The 20,409-nt window shown below is 28.9% G+C and carries 16 protein-coding genes and 5 tRNA genes; all 21 read right to left on the bottom strand.

The window, feature by feature from the left end; translation table 11 throughout:
- Window positions 1–159 precede the first annotated feature (159 nt).
- A tRNA-Arg gene (locus tag LBD57_RS03945) sits at window positions 160–233 on the bottom strand.
- A 22-nt stretch (window positions 234–255) separates the two neighbouring features.
- Window positions 256–477 (bottom strand): phosphoribosyltransferase family protein, encoded by a 222-nt coding sequence (locus tag LBD57_RS03940; protein WP_373470032.1) that lies wholly within the window; start codon window positions 475–477, stop codon window positions 256–258.
- A gap of 312 nt (window positions 478–789) precedes the next feature.
- Entirely contained in the window at window positions 790–1,740 is a 951-nt protein-coding gene (locus LBD57_RS03935; protein ID WP_373470030.1) for an RNA polymerase sigma factor RpoD/SigA, read from the bottom strand.
- 19 nt (window positions 1,741–1,759) lie between these two features.
- Window positions 1,760–1,833 (bottom strand) — tRNA-Pro (locus tag LBD57_RS03930).
- A 19-nt stretch (window positions 1,834–1,852) separates the two neighbouring features.
- Complete coding sequence (gene panD / locus LBD57_RS03925; RefSeq protein ID WP_373470029.1) at window positions 1,853–2,227, bottom strand: aspartate 1-decarboxylase; 375 nt, start codon at window positions 2,225–2,227, stop codon at window positions 1,853–1,855.
- Between the two features lie 24 nt (window positions 2,228–2,251).
- On the bottom strand, window positions 2,252–3,274 hold the full coding sequence (locus LBD57_RS03920) for a mechanosensitive ion channel family protein (protein WP_373470028.1): 1,023 nt from the start codon (window positions 3,272–3,274) through the stop codon (window positions 2,252–2,254).
- A 2-nt stretch (window positions 3,275–3,276) separates the two neighbouring features.
- Entirely contained in the window at window positions 3,277–3,630 is a 354-nt protein-coding gene (locus LBD57_RS03915) for a TraR/DksA family transcriptional regulator (protein WP_373470027.1), read from the bottom strand.
- 12 nt (window positions 3,631–3,642) lie between these two features.
- Complete coding sequence (locus tag LBD57_RS03910) at window positions 3,643–5,124, bottom strand: aminotransferase class I/II-fold pyridoxal phosphate-dependent enzyme (protein ID WP_373470026.1); 1,482 nt, start codon at window positions 5,122–5,124, stop codon at window positions 3,643–3,645.
- Window positions 5,125–5,146: 22 nt separating this feature from the next.
- A tRNA-Val gene (locus LBD57_RS03905) sits at window positions 5,147–5,220 on the bottom strand.
- 35 nt (window positions 5,221–5,255) lie between these two features.
- Window positions 5,256–5,327, bottom strand: a tRNA-Cys gene (locus tag LBD57_RS03900).
- A 132-nt stretch (window positions 5,328–5,459) separates the two neighbouring features.
- Window positions 5,460–6,689 carry an NAD(P)/FAD-dependent oxidoreductase gene (locus LBD57_RS03895; protein ID WP_373470025.1) on the bottom strand — a complete coding sequence of 410 codons (1,230 nt, stop codon included), beginning with the start codon at window positions 6,687–6,689 and terminating at the stop codon, window positions 5,460–5,462.
- Window positions 6,679–7,233 carry an AAA family ATPase gene (locus LBD57_RS03890; RefSeq protein ID WP_373470024.1) on the bottom strand — a complete coding sequence of 185 codons (555 nt, stop codon included), beginning with the start codon at window positions 7,231–7,233 and terminating at the stop codon, window positions 6,679–6,681. Before LBD57_RS03890 ends, LBD57_RS03895 begins: the two co-directional genes overlap by 11 nt.
- A complete protein-coding gene (locus LBD57_RS03885; RefSeq protein WP_373470023.1) occupies window positions 7,230–7,703 on the bottom strand; it encodes a YhcH/YjgK/YiaL family protein in 474 nt (157 codons plus the stop codon). The genes LBD57_RS03890 and LBD57_RS03885 overlap by 4 nt, the downstream gene beginning before the upstream one ends.
- Before the next feature lie 73 nt (window positions 7,704–7,776).
- A tRNA-Met gene (locus LBD57_RS03880) sits at window positions 7,777–7,850 on the bottom strand.
- Window positions 7,851–7,926: 76 nt separating this feature from the next.
- Window positions 7,927–8,643, bottom strand: coding sequence for a ComF family protein (locus LBD57_RS03875; protein ID WP_373470022.1), 717 nt, complete (start codon window positions 8,641–8,643; stop codon window positions 7,927–7,929).
- Window positions 8,644–8,655: 12 nt separating this feature from the next.
- Window positions 8,656–13,965 (bottom strand): hypothetical protein, encoded by a 5,310-nt coding sequence (locus tag LBD57_RS03870; RefSeq protein ID WP_373470021.1) that lies wholly within the window; start codon window positions 13,963–13,965, stop codon window positions 8,656–8,658.
- Window positions 13,966–13,971: 6 nt separating this feature from the next.
- Entirely contained in the window at window positions 13,972–15,729 is a 1,758-nt protein-coding gene (locus LBD57_RS03865; protein WP_373470020.1) for a hypothetical protein, read from the bottom strand.
- Window positions 15,705–16,874, bottom strand: coding sequence for a hypothetical protein (locus LBD57_RS03860; protein WP_373470019.1), 1,170 nt, complete (start codon window positions 16,872–16,874; stop codon window positions 15,705–15,707). The genes LBD57_RS03865 and LBD57_RS03860 overlap by 25 nt, the downstream gene beginning before the upstream one ends.
- Before the next feature lie 21 nt (window positions 16,875–16,895).
- Window positions 16,896–18,836 carry an LTA synthase family protein gene (locus tag LBD57_RS03855; protein WP_373470018.1) on the bottom strand — a complete coding sequence of 647 codons (1,941 nt, stop codon included), beginning with the start codon at window positions 18,834–18,836 and terminating at the stop codon, window positions 16,896–16,898.
- Between the two features lie 12 nt (window positions 18,837–18,848).
- Window positions 18,849–19,547: a carbohydrate deacetylase gene (locus tag LBD57_RS03850; RefSeq protein ID WP_373470017.1), complete on the bottom strand. Its 699-nt coding sequence runs from the start codon at window positions 19,545–19,547 to the stop codon at window positions 18,849–18,851.
- On the bottom strand, window positions 19,547–20,404 hold the full coding sequence (locus tag LBD57_RS03845; protein ID WP_373470016.1) for a glycosyltransferase family A protein: 858 nt from the start codon (window positions 20,402–20,404) through the stop codon (window positions 19,547–19,549). The genes LBD57_RS03850 and LBD57_RS03845 overlap by 1 nt, the downstream gene beginning before the upstream one ends.
- Between the last annotated feature and the right edge of the window lie 5 nt (window positions 20,405–20,409).

Here is a 20,409-nt window from a genome sequence, read left to right as displayed (position 1 = left end):
TAAATGGCATACAGGATAAACATATCCTTGTAACTAACAAATATTTAGATGATATAAAAGAATTTAAGGATAAAAGTGACTTTTTAAAAATGTTTCCTAAATCGTATTTGAATGATATTCCATTATTAGTGATATAGATAAGTTTACATGATAACAACACGCCCTGAAGAGGAGTTGAACCTCCAACCTTATCCTTAGGACGGATTTGCTCTATCCAGTTGAGCTATCAGGGCACGACAATATTATATCAAAATATTAAAATTTATAGTAAACTAAGCAATACTGAACTAAAGAAAAAATTTCAACTTGGTCACCTATTAAAATTTTTTGTCTACCTTTTAAATATAAAAGTTCAGCAATAAAAGCTAAAGATATAACATTAGCATTTAATGTTTTAATAAGATTAACTGAAGCGTTAACTGTTCCATCTGTTGCAAGAATATCATCAACTATTAAAATATTTTCTCCAGCAGAAATTGAATCCTCTTGTATTTCTATTGTGGCAACACCGTACTCAAAAAAATAAGAAGATTTAACTGTTTTAAATGGTTCCTAATAGGAACAAAGTGAATATTCATTTTTAATGCTAAAAGCATGACAACAATAAACTCTCTAGATTCTATACCTATAATTTTATCAACTTTAACGTTTTGATAAAAATTATCAAAAAACATCTATAACATTTCTAAAAAGATTTATGTTTCTAAAAAGTGGCATTATGTCTTTAAAAACAAGTCTCTGTATTGGAAAATCCCTTATATCTCTTAATAACACTTTTTGCTTGAGCACTTATATCCACTGTGACCTTCTTTCAGTATTAAATCTTTTATCAGTATAAAGAGAAAGTATAGTTTCTTTACGTCTATCTTTACCACTTCTACTATCAAGTTTAATATTTTGTGCCTCCTGCGGACTAATAAAATTATATTTTTCAAGAATACCTTTAAGTTTTTTAAAAGCTCTAAGTTCTAATTGTCTAACACGCTCTCTTGAAATATGAAAAATCTCGCCAATAGCGTCTAAAGACAATACATCTATTCCACCAAGTCCAAATCTCATGCGAATAATCTCTCTTTCTCTATCAGATAAATCGTTCAATGCTATACTAATATCTTCTCTAGTTCTTATAATTTCTGTAACAGACTCAGGAGATTTATCTGAAACATCAGAAATTGTATCTTTAAGCTGGATATTAGAATCTTCCGACATAGGCATTTCCAGTGAATAAGTTCCATTAAAGACCGTCGAAAATCTCCTTAAATCATCAATTTGCTTTCTATTCAATTTCAATTTTTTGGCAACATCATCATCTGTTGGTTCTCTATTCAATTCTCCTCTTAATATTATTTTTGTCTTTATCCAACGGTTTAAAGCATCCCAAATATGTGAAGGAATTCTTATTGTTTTTAATTGATTTTCTACAGCTTTTCTTACGTACTGTTCTATCCAATAAACTGCATATGTAGAAAAAGCTACTCCTTTTGTCACATCAAATTTTTCTACTGCTTTCATAAGACCAATATTTCCCTCTTCTATCAAATCCATGATGTCCATACCACTTTTCATAAACCTTTTAGCTATAGGTATAACAAGTTTATAATTTTGTTCAACTATCTTATCAAAAGCTTTTTTATCAGTCCTTGAAAGATTCCAAAGCTCTTTTATAGCTTCAGGAGATAAAGGCTTTATTGTTCTTATCGCATCAAAATAAAGCTCCAATGAACCAAATTTTGTATTCATTATTTATATCCTTTTTAAATCGGGGCGACTGGATTTGAACCAGCGACCTCACGGTCCCGAACCGTGTGCTCTAGCCAACTGAGCCACGCCCCGACAAAATAAAAAATAGAATTTAAATTTCTGTTTTTACATAAACATTGTTAAAATCATTTCTATCTATAATTTTATTATTCTTATCTACAAAAATAATTTTAGGTTCAATAGGCGTATCTGAAAGAGTAAAACCCATGATTATTACTTCTTCACCTTTTTTTATTAGGTGAGCTGCTGCACCATTTATACATATAACTCCAGAGCCTGGTTTACCTGGAATTACATAAGTTTCAAGTCTTGCTCCAGAAGTATTTGAAACAACTAAAACTTTCTCCCCTAACCAGAAACCAGCTTTATCACAAAGTTCTGTATCTATTGTTATACTTCCTTTATAAGCTAAGTTAGCTTCTGTCACAGTAGCTTTAAATATTTTTGAACTTAAAACAAACTTCATTGTAAACTCCTTAAAAGTCGTATGTTATTTATTGATTGTTACTACTCTTTGAGGAAATGGAATTTCTATATTTTCTGCAGTAAATTTTTTATAAATATTTTTTAAAACTTCACTTTGGAGTGAAGATCTGGAATAAACATCTTTTACTCTAAAATAAACAGAAAAATTTATAGCAAAATCTCCAAAACTAGTAAATACAACAAGAGGAATATATGTCTTTATAGCATTTTGTGATTTATTTACTATCTCTAATACAGCATTTTTTACAACTTTTTCAACATATTCTAAATCACTTCCATAAGCAACTCCACAATCTACACGAGCAGTAACTTCTGCTTGTTGAAAATGAAAGTTTGTAATAACTGAAGATGATATTTTAGTATTTGGGATAGAAATTACAGTATTAGATATTTCTTTTATTAAAGTCGTTCTCCAATTAACTTCTAAAACTGTACCTTCTTGTCCAGAATCAAGTTTAATATAATCATTCCTTGTAATTTGCTTACTTGCCAACATATTGATACCAGCAAAAAAATTTGCAAGAGTATCTTGAAGTGCTAAAGCAACAGCTAAAGATCCTATACCTAACGCTGTTAAAATAGGAGTTAACTTTATTCCAACTTGGTTTAACACTAACACAAAGCCTATAAAAATTACTATAAACTTTATTATATTTGTACCAATTTTTTCATGAACTGATTTTTTAAAGAAATTTGAAATAAGAGATGCTACTAGAAGAACTATTGAAAACGCAAATAACATGTAAAAAATCTTTAACAGAATTGTGTTTTTAGTATTTATAGGAGAAGTTATAAACGCAAAATATAGAGCTGTAAGTAAAATCCAAAAATATATATAACTTTTTGAAATAGTGAATATTTCATCATAAATAACTATTTTAAACTTTTCTAAAAACTTTTTTATAAAACTAATAGAATACTTACTAAAAAAAATGCCTAAAGATAAAATAATAATGAATAAAGACAGACTCTTTATCCATAAAGCAAAATCTCTTGAAACAAACTTGTCCCAAAAATTTAATATCACTTTCACCTCTTAGTGTTTTCAGCTTCCTCTTGACACTTAATACAGTATCTTGTCCATGGTATTGCTTCTAATCTTTCTAAAAGTATAGCACCATTACAACACTCACAAAGACCATAACTACCTTTTTCAATTTTTACTAAAGCATCGTTTATAGCATTTAAAGTTATTCTGTCATTTGCTACAAGTTCAAAAAACATTTCTTTTTCACTATTGTGAGTAGCAGTATCTATCTCATCGCCAATACTTACTTCTAAATCAGCATCGAGTTCTCTTTGATTACTATTTGTCTTATTTAAAAATTCCGCTTTTTTCTGTATTAAAATTTTTTTAAAATTTGCCAATTCTTTCTTATTCATAGTTTTCTCCATTTAATTTGTAAAAACTTTGACCATTTTTAGTTTTTCAGTTTCTTGCCCACTAATTCTTATATCTTTTGAAGATATATTTATGAGATAATCACATATTTCTTTTGTAATTCGCTCTCCAGGTATTACCACTGGTATGCCAGGAGGATACGGGGTAAGTGTTTGCGCGGCAACATGGCCAACGGCTTTTTTTAAACTAACTTTTTTTGTACTATTTGAAAGAAATACTTCTCTAGGTTTCATAACCATTTCTGTAGCAAGTGACGGAATTTTAAGTATCCAGTTCTTCTGCTTCCCATGATACTTTTTGTTTATACTTTCAAGAGCTCTTACAAAAGTTTCTACATCCTCTTTACTTGAACCTTCTCCCATAATAGCTACCAAATTAAACAAATCTGCATAATCAAGCTGAATATTGTACTCTCTAGCAAGTATTTCTTCTATTTCATAACCTGAAAGACCAGTTTTAGTTACATTAACTGTAAGTTTTGTTTCATCTAAGTCAAAATTTAAATTTTGCATTTCTTTGCGAGTAAAACATTTCATAGAGTCAATATTATTATTTATATACATTCTTCCCCATCTTGCAGCTTTTATAACTCTATCAAAATTTCCCCTTCCATGTAAGAAAACCTGTCTTCTTGCTAAATCAAGACTTGCAAGCGTTAAATAATTTGGGCTTGTAGTTTGTAACATTGACACTACTTTTTTTACTCTATTTATATCAACAAGTTTTGAATTGAAATGAAGAACAGACCCTTGGGATATAGCAGATAATGTTTTATGTGTAGACTGAACACACAAATCTGCACCTGCATCAACAGCAGACTCTGGCAAATTGTCATTAAAATGCAAATGCGCTCCATGAGCTTCATCTACAAGAACAATTTTACCTCTTTTATGGCATAAATCTACAATCTTTCTCAGGTTAGTAACTACACCATTATATGTCGGACTTGTAACAAAAACAGCTTTAGCTTCAGGATATTTATCTAAAGCTTCTTTTATTTGGTCATAAGTTGTACTAAAAATCAAATCTAGATCTTGGTCTATCTTAGGCTGTATCCAAATAGGCCAAACACCAGACATTACAATACCTGCCATTATCGACTTATGAGAACTTCTTGAAACTATTATTGAATCCCCGGAATCACAAGCAGCAAGAAACATCGCCATATTCCCAACTGAAGTACCATTTACTAAAAATAAAGAATGTTTTACTCCATAAGCCTCTGACATGAGTTCTTGAGCTTTTTTTATGGGGCCAACTGGATCATGTAAAGAATCTACTTCATCAAAAACTGTAACATCAAATTTAAAAATATCTTCTCCAATATAATTTTTTAAACTTGCATCTATACTTCTTCCATTTTTATGACCTGGACAATGAAAAGATGTAACATCTCTTTTAGCATGAGCTAACAAGACATCAAATAAAGGTACTTTAGATTGCTTTGATACTTTCGAGTTTAATTTTTTTTTCATTATGCTGCCTACCTCAGAAACATGCCCGGTAGAAGACTCGAACTTCTGACCACTTCCATGTCAAGGAAGTACTCTAACCAACTGAGCTAACCGGGCAACATATTGACTTAATACAAAGAGGATATAAAAAAAGGTGCGGGCCGGAATCGAACCGACGAATAACAGTTTTGCAGACTGCTCCCTTACCGCTTGGGTACCGCACCATTAATTAATGAGCAGGGTGAATATATAAAAATTAAATCTTTCAGTCAATATTAACAAATTAATAATTGTAATAACACTACCAGCTAATATTTATAGAGTCGTAGTTTTTAGCTAAATTTTATTTAAAACAATTACACATTTATCCCGGCAACAAATCCTGTTGAAAAAGCAGCTTGTAGATTAAACCCTCCTGTAGGAGCATCTACATCTATAACTTCTCCACAAAAATATAAACCTCTTACAAGTTTAGATTCCATGGTCTTTTGATTTATTTCATCTGTTACCACTCCTCCTCTTGTTACTATAGCATCTTTTATATCTTTCGTTTTTAAGACTTTAAATTTCATTTCAAAAAAAGCTTTTAGTAACTTTTCTCTATCGAACTTAGTTAATTGTGCACACTTTTTAATTATACTGACATTACAATAATTTAAAAAAGATTTTATTAATTGCTTCGGTAAAAATTCTTTGAGCATACCTTTTACTTGATATTGCCCAAATTTATCAATTTCTTTAAGTAATCTAGCATTAAGACATTCTTTAGTAATGGCTGGTTTTAAATTTATTTTTAAATATATATCATTACTTTTAATATTTTCAGACACTAAACTACTTAAAGCCAAAATTACAGGTCCATCAGCTCCGAAACTTGTAAATTCCATTTCGCCAAACTCTTTAAAAATAATCCTGCCACATACTTCTAAAGAAACTTCAATATTTTTTAACTTTAAACTTTTCAATTCATATAAATATTTAGATTCTAAAACTATTGGGACAAGCGCTGCAACAGGTTTTTTTATAGAATGTCCAAAAAATTCAGCAAATTTATAACCATCGCCAATAGAACCTGTACCGGGATAAGACATCCCACCTGAAGCAATTATTAAATTCTTCGCATATATTATATTAAATTTACCACTTATACAAAATATACAGTCGTTTCTTTGTTTAACTGATTTTACATCAAAAGAAGAAATAATTTTTGCAAACTGTTTTGTGTTTCTTATTAAAGCATTAACTATATCACAAGCTTTATCACTTACAGGAAAGTACCTGCCTCCTCTTTCAAGTTTACAAGGAACATTCAATCTTTCAAAAAACGAAACAGTATCAATATTTGAAAATGTATGAAAAGACGAGTATAAAAACTTTCCATTATAAAACAACTCAACAAACTCTCTAACTGAAGCACTATTTGTAATATTGCACCTGCCCTTACCACTAATTGAAAGTTTTATACCAGGACTAGATTTTTTCTCTAAAACTATAATATTTAATCCTCTTTGACCAGCTTGAATTGCTGCCATCATCCCTGACGGGCCTGCACCTATTATACAAACATCATAAATTTCATTTATCATTAATATTTTTTAATAATTCATCTACTCTACTCTCAAGTGTGTGCATATCATCGGAATCATTAATAATTGTGATGTCTGCCAGTTTTGCTGTTTTTATAAGCTGTTGTCCAGAACCATCACTTTGAGATTCTTGTTTTTCAAGCTCAATAAATTTTTCTAAAGTCTGAGGGTCTCCACATCTTTTCCTTTTTTGCATTCTTTCAAAACGAACCTTTTGGGGTGCATCTACATTCACCAACACAAAATCTTTTCTCTCCCTTAACTCATTAACCTCTTCTGGGTGCCTTATAGAAGTCACGCAATATTTACCATACAAATCAATCTTATCTAACACTTTTTTTGCAAGTATTCCATTCCCATTTTCTTTTCTTAAATTTGTTCCAAAAACTATCAAGTTTTGTCTAGTTAATTCTATAGCATTTTCCTGCATCGTCTCTCTTATAACGTCCGACAAAGAAAAATGAATGTATCCATGTTTTTGTGAAATATATTCAGCTACCGTGTCTTTTCCTGAACAATAAGAACCCGTCAAACCAATTATCATTTTTGGTCCTCCAAAACAGAGACAAGCTTTTCAACTGCAATTTTTACTATACATTTTTTCACTAGTAATTTTGAACACAAAGGTACATGTGCATCTTGAGGGAAAAATACTGCAAAACTCCCTTGATTTAAAACTATGTTAAAATCAGGTTTATCATCATAAAAAGCAATATCTCTTGATAACTGGTAGTCTCTATAAAGTTTTCGACAATTTAAAAGATTTTTCCAGCCTATAATATCACAACCCTCAATAACGTATTGAATATCAACATATTTTTTATGAGTCTCAAGTTTTTGTTCAAGAGCAGGCTTAGGAAAAGACGTTTCTACAACAGCAAACATATGTTCATTTATATCATAACGTTTCTCTTCAAAAGTAGAAAGGTTTCCCTTGATGAAATCTAAAGCCTCTTTGATTGTAGAGTTGAAACTAAAATAGAAATCAGTATTTCTTAAATCATCTAGTATCATAGATACACCAATTATATCAAAAAGAAATTTTAACAACAAAAAAAAACGACTTTTAAATGTCGTTTTAATATTATTGCGGGGGCAGGATTTGAACCTGCGACCTTCAGGTTATGAGCCTGACGAGCTACCGAGCTGCTCCACCCCGCGACTATGTTATATATAGAATATTATAATAAAAAGTTCATGACTTGTCAAATTTACAACCATATAGCCTTTATTTAGTTTAATCTCTAGCAAGTGTTAAGACGAAAACATTTTTTGCCCCACTATCTTTTAAAACATTAGCACAAACAGATATAGTCGAACAAGTAGTAGCTATATCATCAATCAATAAAATTGTCCTATCTTTTATTGCACTCTTATTTTTTACTACAAAAGAATTCTGTATATTTTTTACTCTTTCAAATTTAGATAATCTAAATTGAGGTTTTGTAACTTTTTTTCTAAACAGAATATTTGTTAACATAGGTATTCCACTTTGAATAGAAACACCTTCGGCCAAAAGTTCCGCTTGGTTATACCCTCTTTTTATTTTTCTTAAAATGTTTAAGGGAACAGGTATAATAAAATCTGAGTTTTTAAAAAATTCATATTCTTGTATTAATTTACTCATTTCAAAAGCAAAATCTTTATATAAAAAAGTTCTCTTTGAATATTTAAATTTTAAAATTAATTTTCTTAAATGCCCCTTATATAGATAAACTGATCTTAACTTATCGAATTTATATATTTTTAAATCTTTTTTACATGCATAGCACAAATTTCCTCCAGAGTCTAAAGGAATGCCGCACTTCTCACACACATTATTTTTTATTTTATTTAAAGATTCTTTACAGTTATTGCAAATCCTATATTTGTAAACAGCACTTAAATCTCTACCACATAAAGAACAAGTGAGAGGATATATTAAATTAATAACTTTTAAAAATATTTTTTTCATCATTTTAAAATCTTAAAATTGAAAAGTTAATTTACTTAATGCAGAAATATCTTGATAATTTAATTTCTTATTATATCGAAACTCGAACCTATCCCAAATAAGCCCAAAAATAAATCTAAAATATTTGGATACTTCATAATCTGTATTTAACGAGGCGCCGAAATTTGTACTATTATCTCTTTCTATATTCACTTGAGACTGTTGGTCTATATACTTAAGATTAGATGTAAAAATAATTCTATTTCTAAGAGGAACGAAGATTTTTATGATTGGTATTTTTACACCTGAAGGGAATAAAGTATCTAGATTTATTTGTCCTAAATAAGTATTTTTTTGAATATTAGAAACGTACTTTCCAGAAGCATTTTTTTTCCAATTACATTCATTTTCATATCTTATAGAAAACCGCCATTTACCTATGCCAAACGCACCTTGGCAAGCATATTTTTGAGCATTGCCATTATAAAGAGTAGTATAAGTAATATAATCATTCTCTTTGGAATCTGTATTATCTAAACCTACATACAGATCAAGAATCTTTATAAACTTGAATCTATATTCTAAACCATATAAAAGACTATCTGAATATGCAATTCCATAAGTTGTCATTTGTTTATTTTTATATTTAGCATTTAATTGTGTATCACTTAAAAAATCTGTACAAAAAAATAATTCTTCCGTTTTGGATATTCCTATAAGAATATCAGGCCAAGTCAAAGAACATATAGTTTTACGTGTTCCCTTATCATATGAATTTTCATTTCCCTGTGTATAAGTACAATTAGTAGTAAAGGTATTTAATGGCAAAAAATATCCTTTAAAAGAAAAAATTTCAAAAGGCATGTATCTACCAGAAAAACGAATATCATCTTTATTTAAAATTGTTTTAACAATATACGAGTTACTAGAATAGAAAGGTTCTAAATCCATTAAAAGATTGTCTCTTACCCATAATCTGTCCATAGAAAAGCCTATAGATTTAAAATCTTTATTTACTTTATCATAGGAATCAGAATCCTGTAATCTATAGTATGTCGAAAAAGTTAAACTTTTGAACAAAAGCAAATTTATAATATCACAAGCGTTTAAGTTCCAGGAAATTTCTCCAACTCCATTCCTTTCTATATATTTTTTTTGGCCAGGTATTGTTAAAGTTGCTTCAGATGTACTTAAACTTATATCGTAATTTTCTTTTGTGGTAATACTATATATACAAGACGGACTAAACCAATTTGCTAATCCTAAAACTAAACTTGCTCCTGCAGTTTGATTTAAGGTTTTATCATATTCAATCTCCTCAACAAAATCATTATTTTTTTCCTTTGCCATATTCAGCGAATAAGCTGGCAAAAAAGTTATTCCATCAAAAAATTTAAAAGGAAGTCTAAAAGCAAAAAGATTAGACTGTTCCAATGTATGATATTTATTAATATTTAAGTAATCATTTATTTTATCTAAACCTAGAAAAGAGTCTGACTCTAGTATAGGAGTTGAGGGATAAACTTTATAATAAGAGTTTATCGCTTTTACATCAGCATTAATATTTGTAGGTAATAAAAAAACTCTAATAGGGTTGTTATAAATTATATTACCTGCTAAAGTTTCTCTATCCTCTAAACGACTAATTTTAGACGTGTCTATTATGGATCTTATATATTTTGCAGATATTTGTGGTAGATTTGTACCTAAGTTTAAATTAGTTTGAGTATAACCTGTATACGTTATTACTCGCCCCTCTTCGTTTAAAGAAATTAAGTTAGATTTGTTTTCTATAACTTCAGGCGTTATTATACAAGCCCTTGAAATACCAGTTTTGATAGGAAAAATACTTATATCTTCTGTAGGGCAAAATCCTCCTAAGCTAATATAAGCATCTTCTTCGAGTAAATCTCTATTATATACTCCCGCTACAATATTTTGAAAATCTCTATTTATAGACTTTTTAGATCCTCCAACAGAAATTGCACCTAAACTAGATGTCCCATTCCATTTAATATCACCAGCCGTTTTATATGCTCTGCCTACAACTTGTTTATTGCCAACAGCATGTAACTCTTTAAACCAAATTTGATGCTCCTCTCCTACAGAGTTTGACTTAACACCCAATACAAACTGACAAATTCTATTTAACGATGGATTTCCCACAACTGTTATTTGTCCTTGAGGGTCAGAACTTGTCCATAAAGCATTTTTCCCAAAACCTGACTGATTAATTCTAATGATTTTCCAATCTTGCCATGTTACATCATCACTAACTATAGTTTTATATTCAAAGTAGTTGCCATCATTTCCACAAGCTCTAAATATTATTTCATCCCCTGCTTGAGCAAAACCAGCTGCTGGTTTTGCATAAACCATAAAACAAATGCTGTCATATTTAGATATATCTAAAGCATTACCAGTATAAACTGCCTTTGCAAGTAAAGGAACATTAGTAATAAACATGTTATAAGAAAACTTTAAAGCATTTTCTTCTTTTTTAACTTGCTCATTTATTCCGTATAAATCTAAATAATATTTACTAGTTAAAATTGATTTATATGTTGGATCATATCTACCTATGGAAGAAATACTAAAGTTATCAGCATTAAGACCTATCTTTTCCCATTTGTTTCCAACTATAGAAATTTTACCTATAACAATTTTACCAATATCACCTCCAACATTTGTTTGTCTCATTCTAATACGTAAAATTCTTATATTTTTCCAATTTGTCCTATTAGCATCATTTATATCTAAAGGTATCCTGATTTGCTTCCAACCATTAATATTTTGCTTAATCACTGTAACACTTGAACTCAAGAGACTATAGCTCCCAGCTATATCTTCTAAAGTATCTAAGACACCATTCCCATTGAGATCTTCTGTATCAAGTTTCCCGTTATGTGCACCTATTAAGGATACTGTACCGTCAACATTATGAAATTTTCTCCCCACATCTTTCCATGGACTTAAAATACCTGTCCCATCTATATCTTCAGTATCTAAAACTCCACAACCATCTGAATCTTCATTAATACATGAAGCACAATCTATTACCATTTCGTGCAAATTAGAATTATTATCTTTTATCCATACTTCAAGATATAGTTTTTTAGAAAAATCTAAACCATCCCAATTTTGACAAATTTTTTGAGCAAAAGCTATCTGACTTCTATATCTAACATCGTAATTTAATTCTAAAACCAATTGTTTCTGTCCATCAGCGAACTCCAAAGCAGGATCTATGTCTTTTATATCAATTTCATAGCTATTCCAAGACAAATCACTTAACATTCTCCTTGTCGTAGGATACTTATCTGCACTGTGAAACCAATTATCTTCCAAAATATTAATTGAATCTTCTCTAACAGAATTATCCATAGAATCTATTAAAGCTTTACCTATAGTATTTTCATTATAAGAACTTAAAGCATATTCTGCATTTAAATTAAGCTGCATGTTTAACGTGTCTATATCTAGTTTGTCAATTTTTAAGTCACCTTCACCAACACTAAGGCTTGTAGGTGTATTTCTTATATCTGGCAAAACTGTACTCTTAGTCATAAAATTATGTATCATACCTGCACCAATAGAAATATTTTCAGTTAAGTTTAATTTACTGCTAACGCCTAGAAGCATACTCTCTGCCTGAGCACCCAATAAAGAATAATCATAAGACACATCTATTACAGAATTTTCTTTAATTATATTTTCGTTCTTTATTGTTAAAATGCCTAAATCGTAATCTAATATATAATCTATAGAAGGGTTTAAAGTAACACCATCAACAACTATTTTTTCTGAACTTGGAACAATGTTTGGTCGTAACATTACTATCTTAACAGTGTACTGATATTCCGTCTCAAAATTATATTTATGGTCATTAGTTAAATACAAAGAATCATGTAAAGTTTCAGGTAACTTAAAAATACCGTTCTCAAAATCAACATCTATGTTTGCAGCATATCCAGGTTTTGGAGGATATATTGGTACATTTTTTCCACCATCAATAATGCTAGGAGTACTGCCATTTAAATCTTTAATTGTAAGTAAAAAATTACCTCTTCCATTATCTCTTATTATTTTTAAATTACCTAAATTATAAAAAGTTTTAATTTCTGTAGTAATATTTTGACTATCATTAATATCTTTAATAATTAAAGGATTGTTTGAGAGAGGTGTACCGTCTTCAAAATCATAACTTACAGCTGCAACATCGCCTTTAGATATGGAATTTTTAAAAGCAAGTACACCAGTATTATAGTCAATAGTAAAATCTTGCCCTGCAACCAAAAGAACAAAATTCCCTTTATAAGAAAATCCAGGAGTAGTATTTAAATCATAAAGAAGTACATTTGAGTCAATAGCAAAATTATATTTTGGATTTAATTTTTGGTAAGCAACATATACTTTAACTGTACCATTTTTTATTTTCCGAGTTTCATTACTTTTTAAAAGAGAATAATATTTTAACTTTATATAAGCAGTATCTGGTATCAATTTCCTCTCTAACTGAGTATTTCCTACAAAGCGTTTTACCTCAGAAAGACCTTTAGTTTTACTAAAAAAAGCATTGACTCCTAAATTTTTATAACGAGTATCGACCTTTAACCCAAACAGCTCTTTACTATACCCTGTAAATTCTGTCGTAGGCAACGATACTTCAATATCTCCAAATGCAGCTTGTTGTATAAATTCTCCTGGTTTTCCATTATAAATTAAAGATATATCTTTTTTTTCTGCTTTATCATCATAATCAATATTAACAGTAAATCTATCTCCGACATCCCCTAAAATTCTCATCTGCATCTCTTGTTCCATTTTAAAAGATGATGAATTTTGTCGTTTCCCATCCTCTTGACTATCATACAGTCTCTGGGTGTAATTAAAACCCATCAACTTTCTTCCTGTAATTGACAAACTAGACTGAAATGGCAATTTTATTTTAGATAAAGAGGTAGATGAAGTAAAAACCGTACTTGTTCCAGAAATAACAATATCTTTTTGCAACCAATTATTTTGTGAATATTTTATATTATCGTTTTTTTTATCTTCTAAGTATTTTAGAATTTCTTGACCTGCAATTTCTTGAGCAGATTCTAGCAGTTTAATCTCATTATGACGTGAAAAATATTCTTGAGATATTATCGCTCCGGATGGTTCAACAGCATCAATATTTTTAAACATATTATATTTATCAAATTCACTGTAAATTTCATCTTTCTCAAGTCCCAGTACAGAGCAATCATTTTCAACTGCTTCAAAATTTTCTACATATATTAAAGTAATCAACAGACCAAATGTAAAAATAAAAAAATTGATTCTTCTAAAGAGTTTCATTTAAAATTACTCTAGTTTATTTTTTTTAATTTTATTTAAAGCAATTTTTGCCTTTTTATGATCTGGATTTAGTCTTAAAGCAAGCTCCCACATTCTACTTGCCTGATAGTACTTCCCTTGAGCATACAAAACAAGTCCTTCTCTATATTTTTCATCTGCAGTAATTTCGTCATACTTAAATTCATCTTTTAGAAAATCTTTTCTATTTACATTTTCTGGTGACATACTCTCTGATAACTCAATAATACATCTGTTTATATAATCTTTTGCTTTACTATAGAATTCTAATGATTTTGAAAAATTATTATCACTTGTTAATTTTTCAAGAGATTCCATTTTCTTTATACAGTTTATCCACTTTTTTAAATTATAGGAATCTATTCCTTCTTGCAAAAGTTCTTTGGCTCTAAAAGTTAATTGTTTTTCTCGTTCCTCGAGTTCTTTTAATTTTAAAATACTATCTATTTTATTTTTATATTCAAAAACCTCAAGATTACCACCACCAAATGCTATATATTTTGTCCATTCTTCTAAAGCCTTCTTATAATTTGCATTATAGTATTCAATATAAGCTTTAGCGTAATATTTGTCACCAAAATTAAGATTTTTATCTTTGGTATCATTTTTCATCTGTACAACAATTTTATTATAGAAATGATTTGATGATTCAAAATTTGGATACGAAACAATAATTTTTGAAAGTTTATCTGTAGCTTTTAAATATTCTTTTTTATTGTATAATTCTTTTGCTTTTTTAAATTCTTCTTGAGCAAGCTTTAAAGAGTACTTTTCCTCATTTAGTGCTTTTTTAGCTTCTCTTAACAATAAAGTCTCACTTTTTTGACCCCATCTATACGTTAACATAAACCTATTTATTAAATCTATCTCACTAAAATCTGCAGCATAATCCATCGTAAGCATATAAAAATCAGCGCCCGCTCCAAATGTGATATGTCTGTTATAATAACCTGTACGCAAAGAATATTTTTCTGCAAAAATATAAGATAACCCTACACACAAGTCCCCAAAAGAATCTTCGTACTTTACATCTGCATAAATATTACAAGTATCTTTCGAAGTAAATCTATAATATGTTGGTAAAACAAAAGTAGAACTGAATCTAAAAATTAAAGGAATTGCGTCAAATGTGGAATCAAGTTTAAATCTTTGTGAAATAAAATTTTGTATAGAAAAAGCAGTTTTCATTTTTATGTCATATTTTAAAGATATTTCCTTTGCAAGACCAAAATCACACGAATATGTTGCTCCTTTTTTTAGATACATATCAAAATATATATATTTTATGTTTAATCCATACATAACAGCAAATTTTTCTATAAGTCCTGAAAAAGCAATAGTGTTATTCCAGCTATTTACAGAAATAACTTTTTCTAAAACGTAAATATTTTCTCTTATCTCAATATTTCCACTGGCTAAATTAGCCATAGAAAGTCCCAAAAAAAAATTTTTACCCAATCCAAAAGCAAGTGCTGCGCAATTATAAGAAGAACCTTCAAACAAGTTAAATCTAGATACCGACACTGCATTTGTAGTAAACAAAGACATCAAAGCTGGATTATACTGCAAAACTGACGGATCTTTATAAGCACAAAAAACAGTTTCCCCTGCACCAAAAGCAGCAACGCTTGGGCCATGAGATAAAAAATGTTTTCTTCTGCCAGAATATCCATATATTTCTTCTGTTTGAAATATTAATAGGAGTAACAGAAAAACTAATATTATTTTATTATAAGTATTCTGCACCGTTCAATTTCCGTTTTATCACCGTACTTTTTAGTCAAAATTGCAATATAACTACCATTATAAAGCAATCTACCGGAATTGTCTCTTCCATCATATTTTATATTGCCAGTAGTATTCCCATCAAAAAACGATTTATCTGATTCCCAAACAAGATCACCGAATTCAGAATAAATTTTTATTTGTGCATTTCCGTCATAGTACATAGGAAAAACAAAATCAGTTACTGTACCTATAGAAGGATTAAATGGGTTAGGCGCATTATAAAATTTGTCTACTAAGCCTCCTGTAAAAAAGGAAAACATCTCGGTCTCAAGAGGTACTCCAAATTTATTTTTTACAACCATATACCAATAATATTTTTTCTTATGCTGTAGTTTAGATACGCTATGTGACAAACAGTTAATGCATGGACATTGTTCAACTTTTTTAAGTTCTGATTTTTTTGATTCAAACCCTAGATACAACTCATAAGACAGTTTGTCATCTTTCTCATCACTGGCTATATCCCAAGAAAAACAGACATTGTCTGGCATTTCTTCAAACATAGAATGAGGTGTTCTTTTTATAAAATTGTAAGGCCTAGAAGTAACATGCCAATCACCTTTAACTTCAAATAAATTATTCTCATACTTGTTTGTAGTTATATACTTATATTCATAAGTACCTTTATCTAACTTTAAAGTGTAAGTATATGAAGCTTTATATTTATCTATGGCATCGTTTTTGTTCATTGTATACGTTTTAGTTGAAGAATCAGGAAATTTTAATAAAATTCTAGGGTAACTTTCTTGAGGAGCATTGTTTACTACGTCATTATGTACTACTCTAAAAACAACATCTTCTTCATCATAGATAGAAATAGCATCTTTTTGATGTTGTGGGGTCAAAAGTTGAAATTCTAAATTAGGTTCATAATCAAAATCTTCAAAATACAAATTTGTAACTTCTATATAATTTTGATCGCTGCCAGAAGACATCTTAGTACAAAAAGGATAAATGATACTATCTACGTAAAAACAATCATATGACATTAAAAAATTATTATATTTGATAATTTGGTAATTTAAATTACTAGAAAAAGCTTCTAAATCTTTTGGAATAAAAACAAATAAAAAAATGGCAGGCAAAAAGATAAAATTTTTCATAAAATTAAACTCTCTATAAATTTAATTCAAAATTTTACTATCGTACCACCTATCTTCTGACATTAAACTATAAATTACTTTTTCTATTGAAAACAACAATAGCTCATCTCTTGTAAGTTCATCTCTTTTAAAAGAATGGTTCTTGTAATCTTTCCAATCGTAACTGAAAACACCATTATTATTTATCAAATAAATTTGTTCTCCCTCATAAGAAAGAAAAATAAACCTACTTTTTGTTTTAGAAAATAGACTTTTACCTAAAGAAGAATATGGAGTTCTTATGTTTAATATATCAATTATTGTAGGAACTATATCAACTTGACTTGCAAGTTCAATATTTCTTTGAGCTTTAAACAATTTTGGACAGTATATTATTGCTGGAATTTTAAACGTCTTGCCTACTTTAGTTTTTTCAAAAACACCATTTAGACCACCAACACCATAAGCTTGGTGATCAGAAAGCATTATAAAAATTGTTTTATCAAACCATTGCTCTTTTTTTGCTTTTTTAAAAAACTCACCTAACGCATAGTCAGAGTAATAGAGCCTGTTTAAATATCCAGTTTTTTCTGTACCGTCTTGTTGATACTTTTCAAGAGATTTTAAAATTGTTTTTGCATAAGGTATATGTGTAGTTGTAGTAAAGTAAAATGCCAAAAAAGGACTTTTTAATTTTTTAATTTTTTTAAAGAAAAAATCCATGCCTTCTATATCATAACCCTTATTTATTTTTAAATAATTATGGTAAAGTGGAATGTCTTGTTTACCATAAGCTTCCTTAAAACCTAAGTAATTTGCTATTGCTATAGCATTATCCGACTCTCTTTTATCTCCCTGAACAAATATGTTATCATATCCATTTTTCGCTAACATAACAGGCAGCCTCATTTGCCCACAATTTTCAAGACCATCGCCAAAATATACCATGCCTTTTACATAAGGAACACTTAAAAAAACAGACATTAATCCCATTATACTTCTTTGCCCATTAGCATAAAATTTGTCAAAAATTATTGATTCTTTAGCAATCTTGTCAAAATTAGGAGTAACATCATAATTTGTTCCAGCAAATGAGTCTATGTAATCTTTTTGCCAACTCTCAAGCAAGACAATTACTAAATTATATCCTTGACCATTGACATTAAACTTGATTCTTTGCCTCATTAAAGGATATTTCTTATTCTTATCTACAAAAATCTCTTCATTTTTATCTAAAAGATTATCCCTTAAAACAGAAAGTGCATCTTGATAAGAAATATTTATATCATTTGGTAAAATTTGAGCGCTTATACTTTTTAAAGAAGTAAAAACACCATTTAATTGCAGCTCTCCAGAAACTTTATTTTGATAATAAGCGTCTATAATAGAAAGAATCCTATCTTGAAAACCTCCTCTAGCAAAAACAATAAGGATAAAGCCTATTAAAAAAGATATAAATACTTCTAAAGCAATATTTTTTGTAAATGAATGATAATTTTTATCTATATATTTAAACGAAAAGTAAAATAAAAAACAAAAAAATAATATAATTGTTAAGGTAACAAAAAGATAATCTTTAAAAGCTAAACTAAAAAAGTAACTAACATGATTTTTGGCTAATAAAACTTCTGTGGTTAAATGTTTGTTAAAAAATTTGAAATTAATTACATCTCCAGTTAGTAATAAGGCAACAATTAGAACAGAAATATTAAGAAATGTACAATTAATCTTTAAAAATATTTTAGATCTTATAGGTACGTTTATTAAAAATAAAAAAATCCCACACAATACAGAAATTACAAAAACATCAAACCTAAGCCCGTGCAAAAAAGAATACAGAACTTTAGTCTTAGATAACTGACTGAAAAATTCATAGTTTAAACAAAACAAAGCAACTCTAAACACAAAAAAAACAGCAATTAGAGTAAAAAAGTATATAGATACTAATTGTAATCTAAACAAATTTTTATTATATTTGTTCAATCTGATTTCCAATCACTTCAAATCTGCAAAAGAAATTATTTCTATATTTCTTTCTTTTATACTTTGCTTAAGGTCTGGATTTAAACATCTTCCTAAATCAATAGCTCTCCACCTTTCTAAAAATCCAGGATGCAACATGACTTCAGCAGTTTCAAAATTTAAATCTAAATCAAACCTATCTCTAAGAAAATATGGGTATTTTAAATTAAAATGTTTTAATATTGGGCTCAAAATTTCTTTTTCTAAATTTTTATAAAAAAATATACTCCTATCATAATAGTTATTATGAAATCTTATAGAAACATTTAATTCTTTTGCTTTGGAAGCTACAATAGGTAAAACTTCAGGGTGCATATGAGAATGATGATGGCTATCTAAGTGGGTTAACACAAAACCTGCTTTTAAAAATCTATCTAGTTGGATGTCTATTTCTTCTTTTATTTTTGTTTTCATAGATGGAGTAATTTTTATAAGTTTTTTATAAAACCTATTTGGTTCTTTCATTAAAAATATACAATCTAAATCTATATGGAGCCCTGTTTTTAAACTAGGGGTTTCTTTAATGAGTTTACTAGCAAGTTCAAAAGCTGCACCTTTTACCATAATAGTAGTAGACGACAATATGCCATATTTATGAGCAACTATGATAGCTTTAGTAATATCTTCAGTTTTTCCAAAATCGTCGGCATTAATTATAAGTCTCTTGTTCATCACAAATACCTCTTTTCTTTATCGTTAATAGGATAAGATGTAGAATAAATTTTTTCTAACTTTTTAAAAAGCATATTTTGTGCAAAATACTTGCGAGGCTGATGGACCATAAAGCCACATCTTTTATATTTATCTTTAAACAACAAATACTGTATCATTTCTGCCTGGCGTTTTAAAACAATAGGCATAATCTCATCAATTATTTCTTTATTAAAACTTGACAAAGGAACAAAATTAGAAGAAAAGTCTACAGATTTATTATTACAATTTTGCCCGTCAAAACCTATATGTTGAACATAACTGTTTTTTGGGACCATAAGTCTAATACCTTTTTTAATTAAAAAAGATGACAATTTAAAATCCATAGAACGAGGAGTTTCTTTTTGTTTTAAAACAAAACTCTTAACCAAATCTCTTGATAAACATATTCCAGCAAATCCAACATCTTGTTTATATACAAACTCTCCGTCAAAATAAACATCTCTATGAAAATCAGAATTATACACACTTAAAAACCCGTCAGTCCTTTCAAAATCAGACTGTATGAACTTAAGTGTGTCCGGCCTCAATAAAAGGTCTGAATCACAAATAAACAAAACATCATTATTTGTATTTAAAAAGTCCAGCATTATTTTATAATTATTTCTGTCGGCTCTTAAATTCCTAAGCCTAGTAACAACATTTGCATTTAACTCTTTAAAAATTTGTTTTAAATAGGTTTCATCAAATTCTGTACTACAGTCATTAAACACTATAATAGAAGCTTCATTAATGCAATCGCACTCTTTTAGAGATTTAACTATTGTATTAAGATACTTTTTTCTATTATAAACAGGTACTGCAATCATTAGCTTCATAAAAG

The sequence above is a fragment of the Candidatus Endomicrobiellum cubanum genome (genome assembly GCF_031278955.1).
Classification (GTDB): domain Bacteria; phylum Elusimicrobiota; class Endomicrobiia; order Endomicrobiales; family Endomicrobiaceae; genus Endomicrobiellum; species Endomicrobiellum cubanum.
The sequence above is the reverse complement of the archived record's forward strand: the minus strand, read 5'-3'. Positions and strand labels throughout refer to the sequence as shown.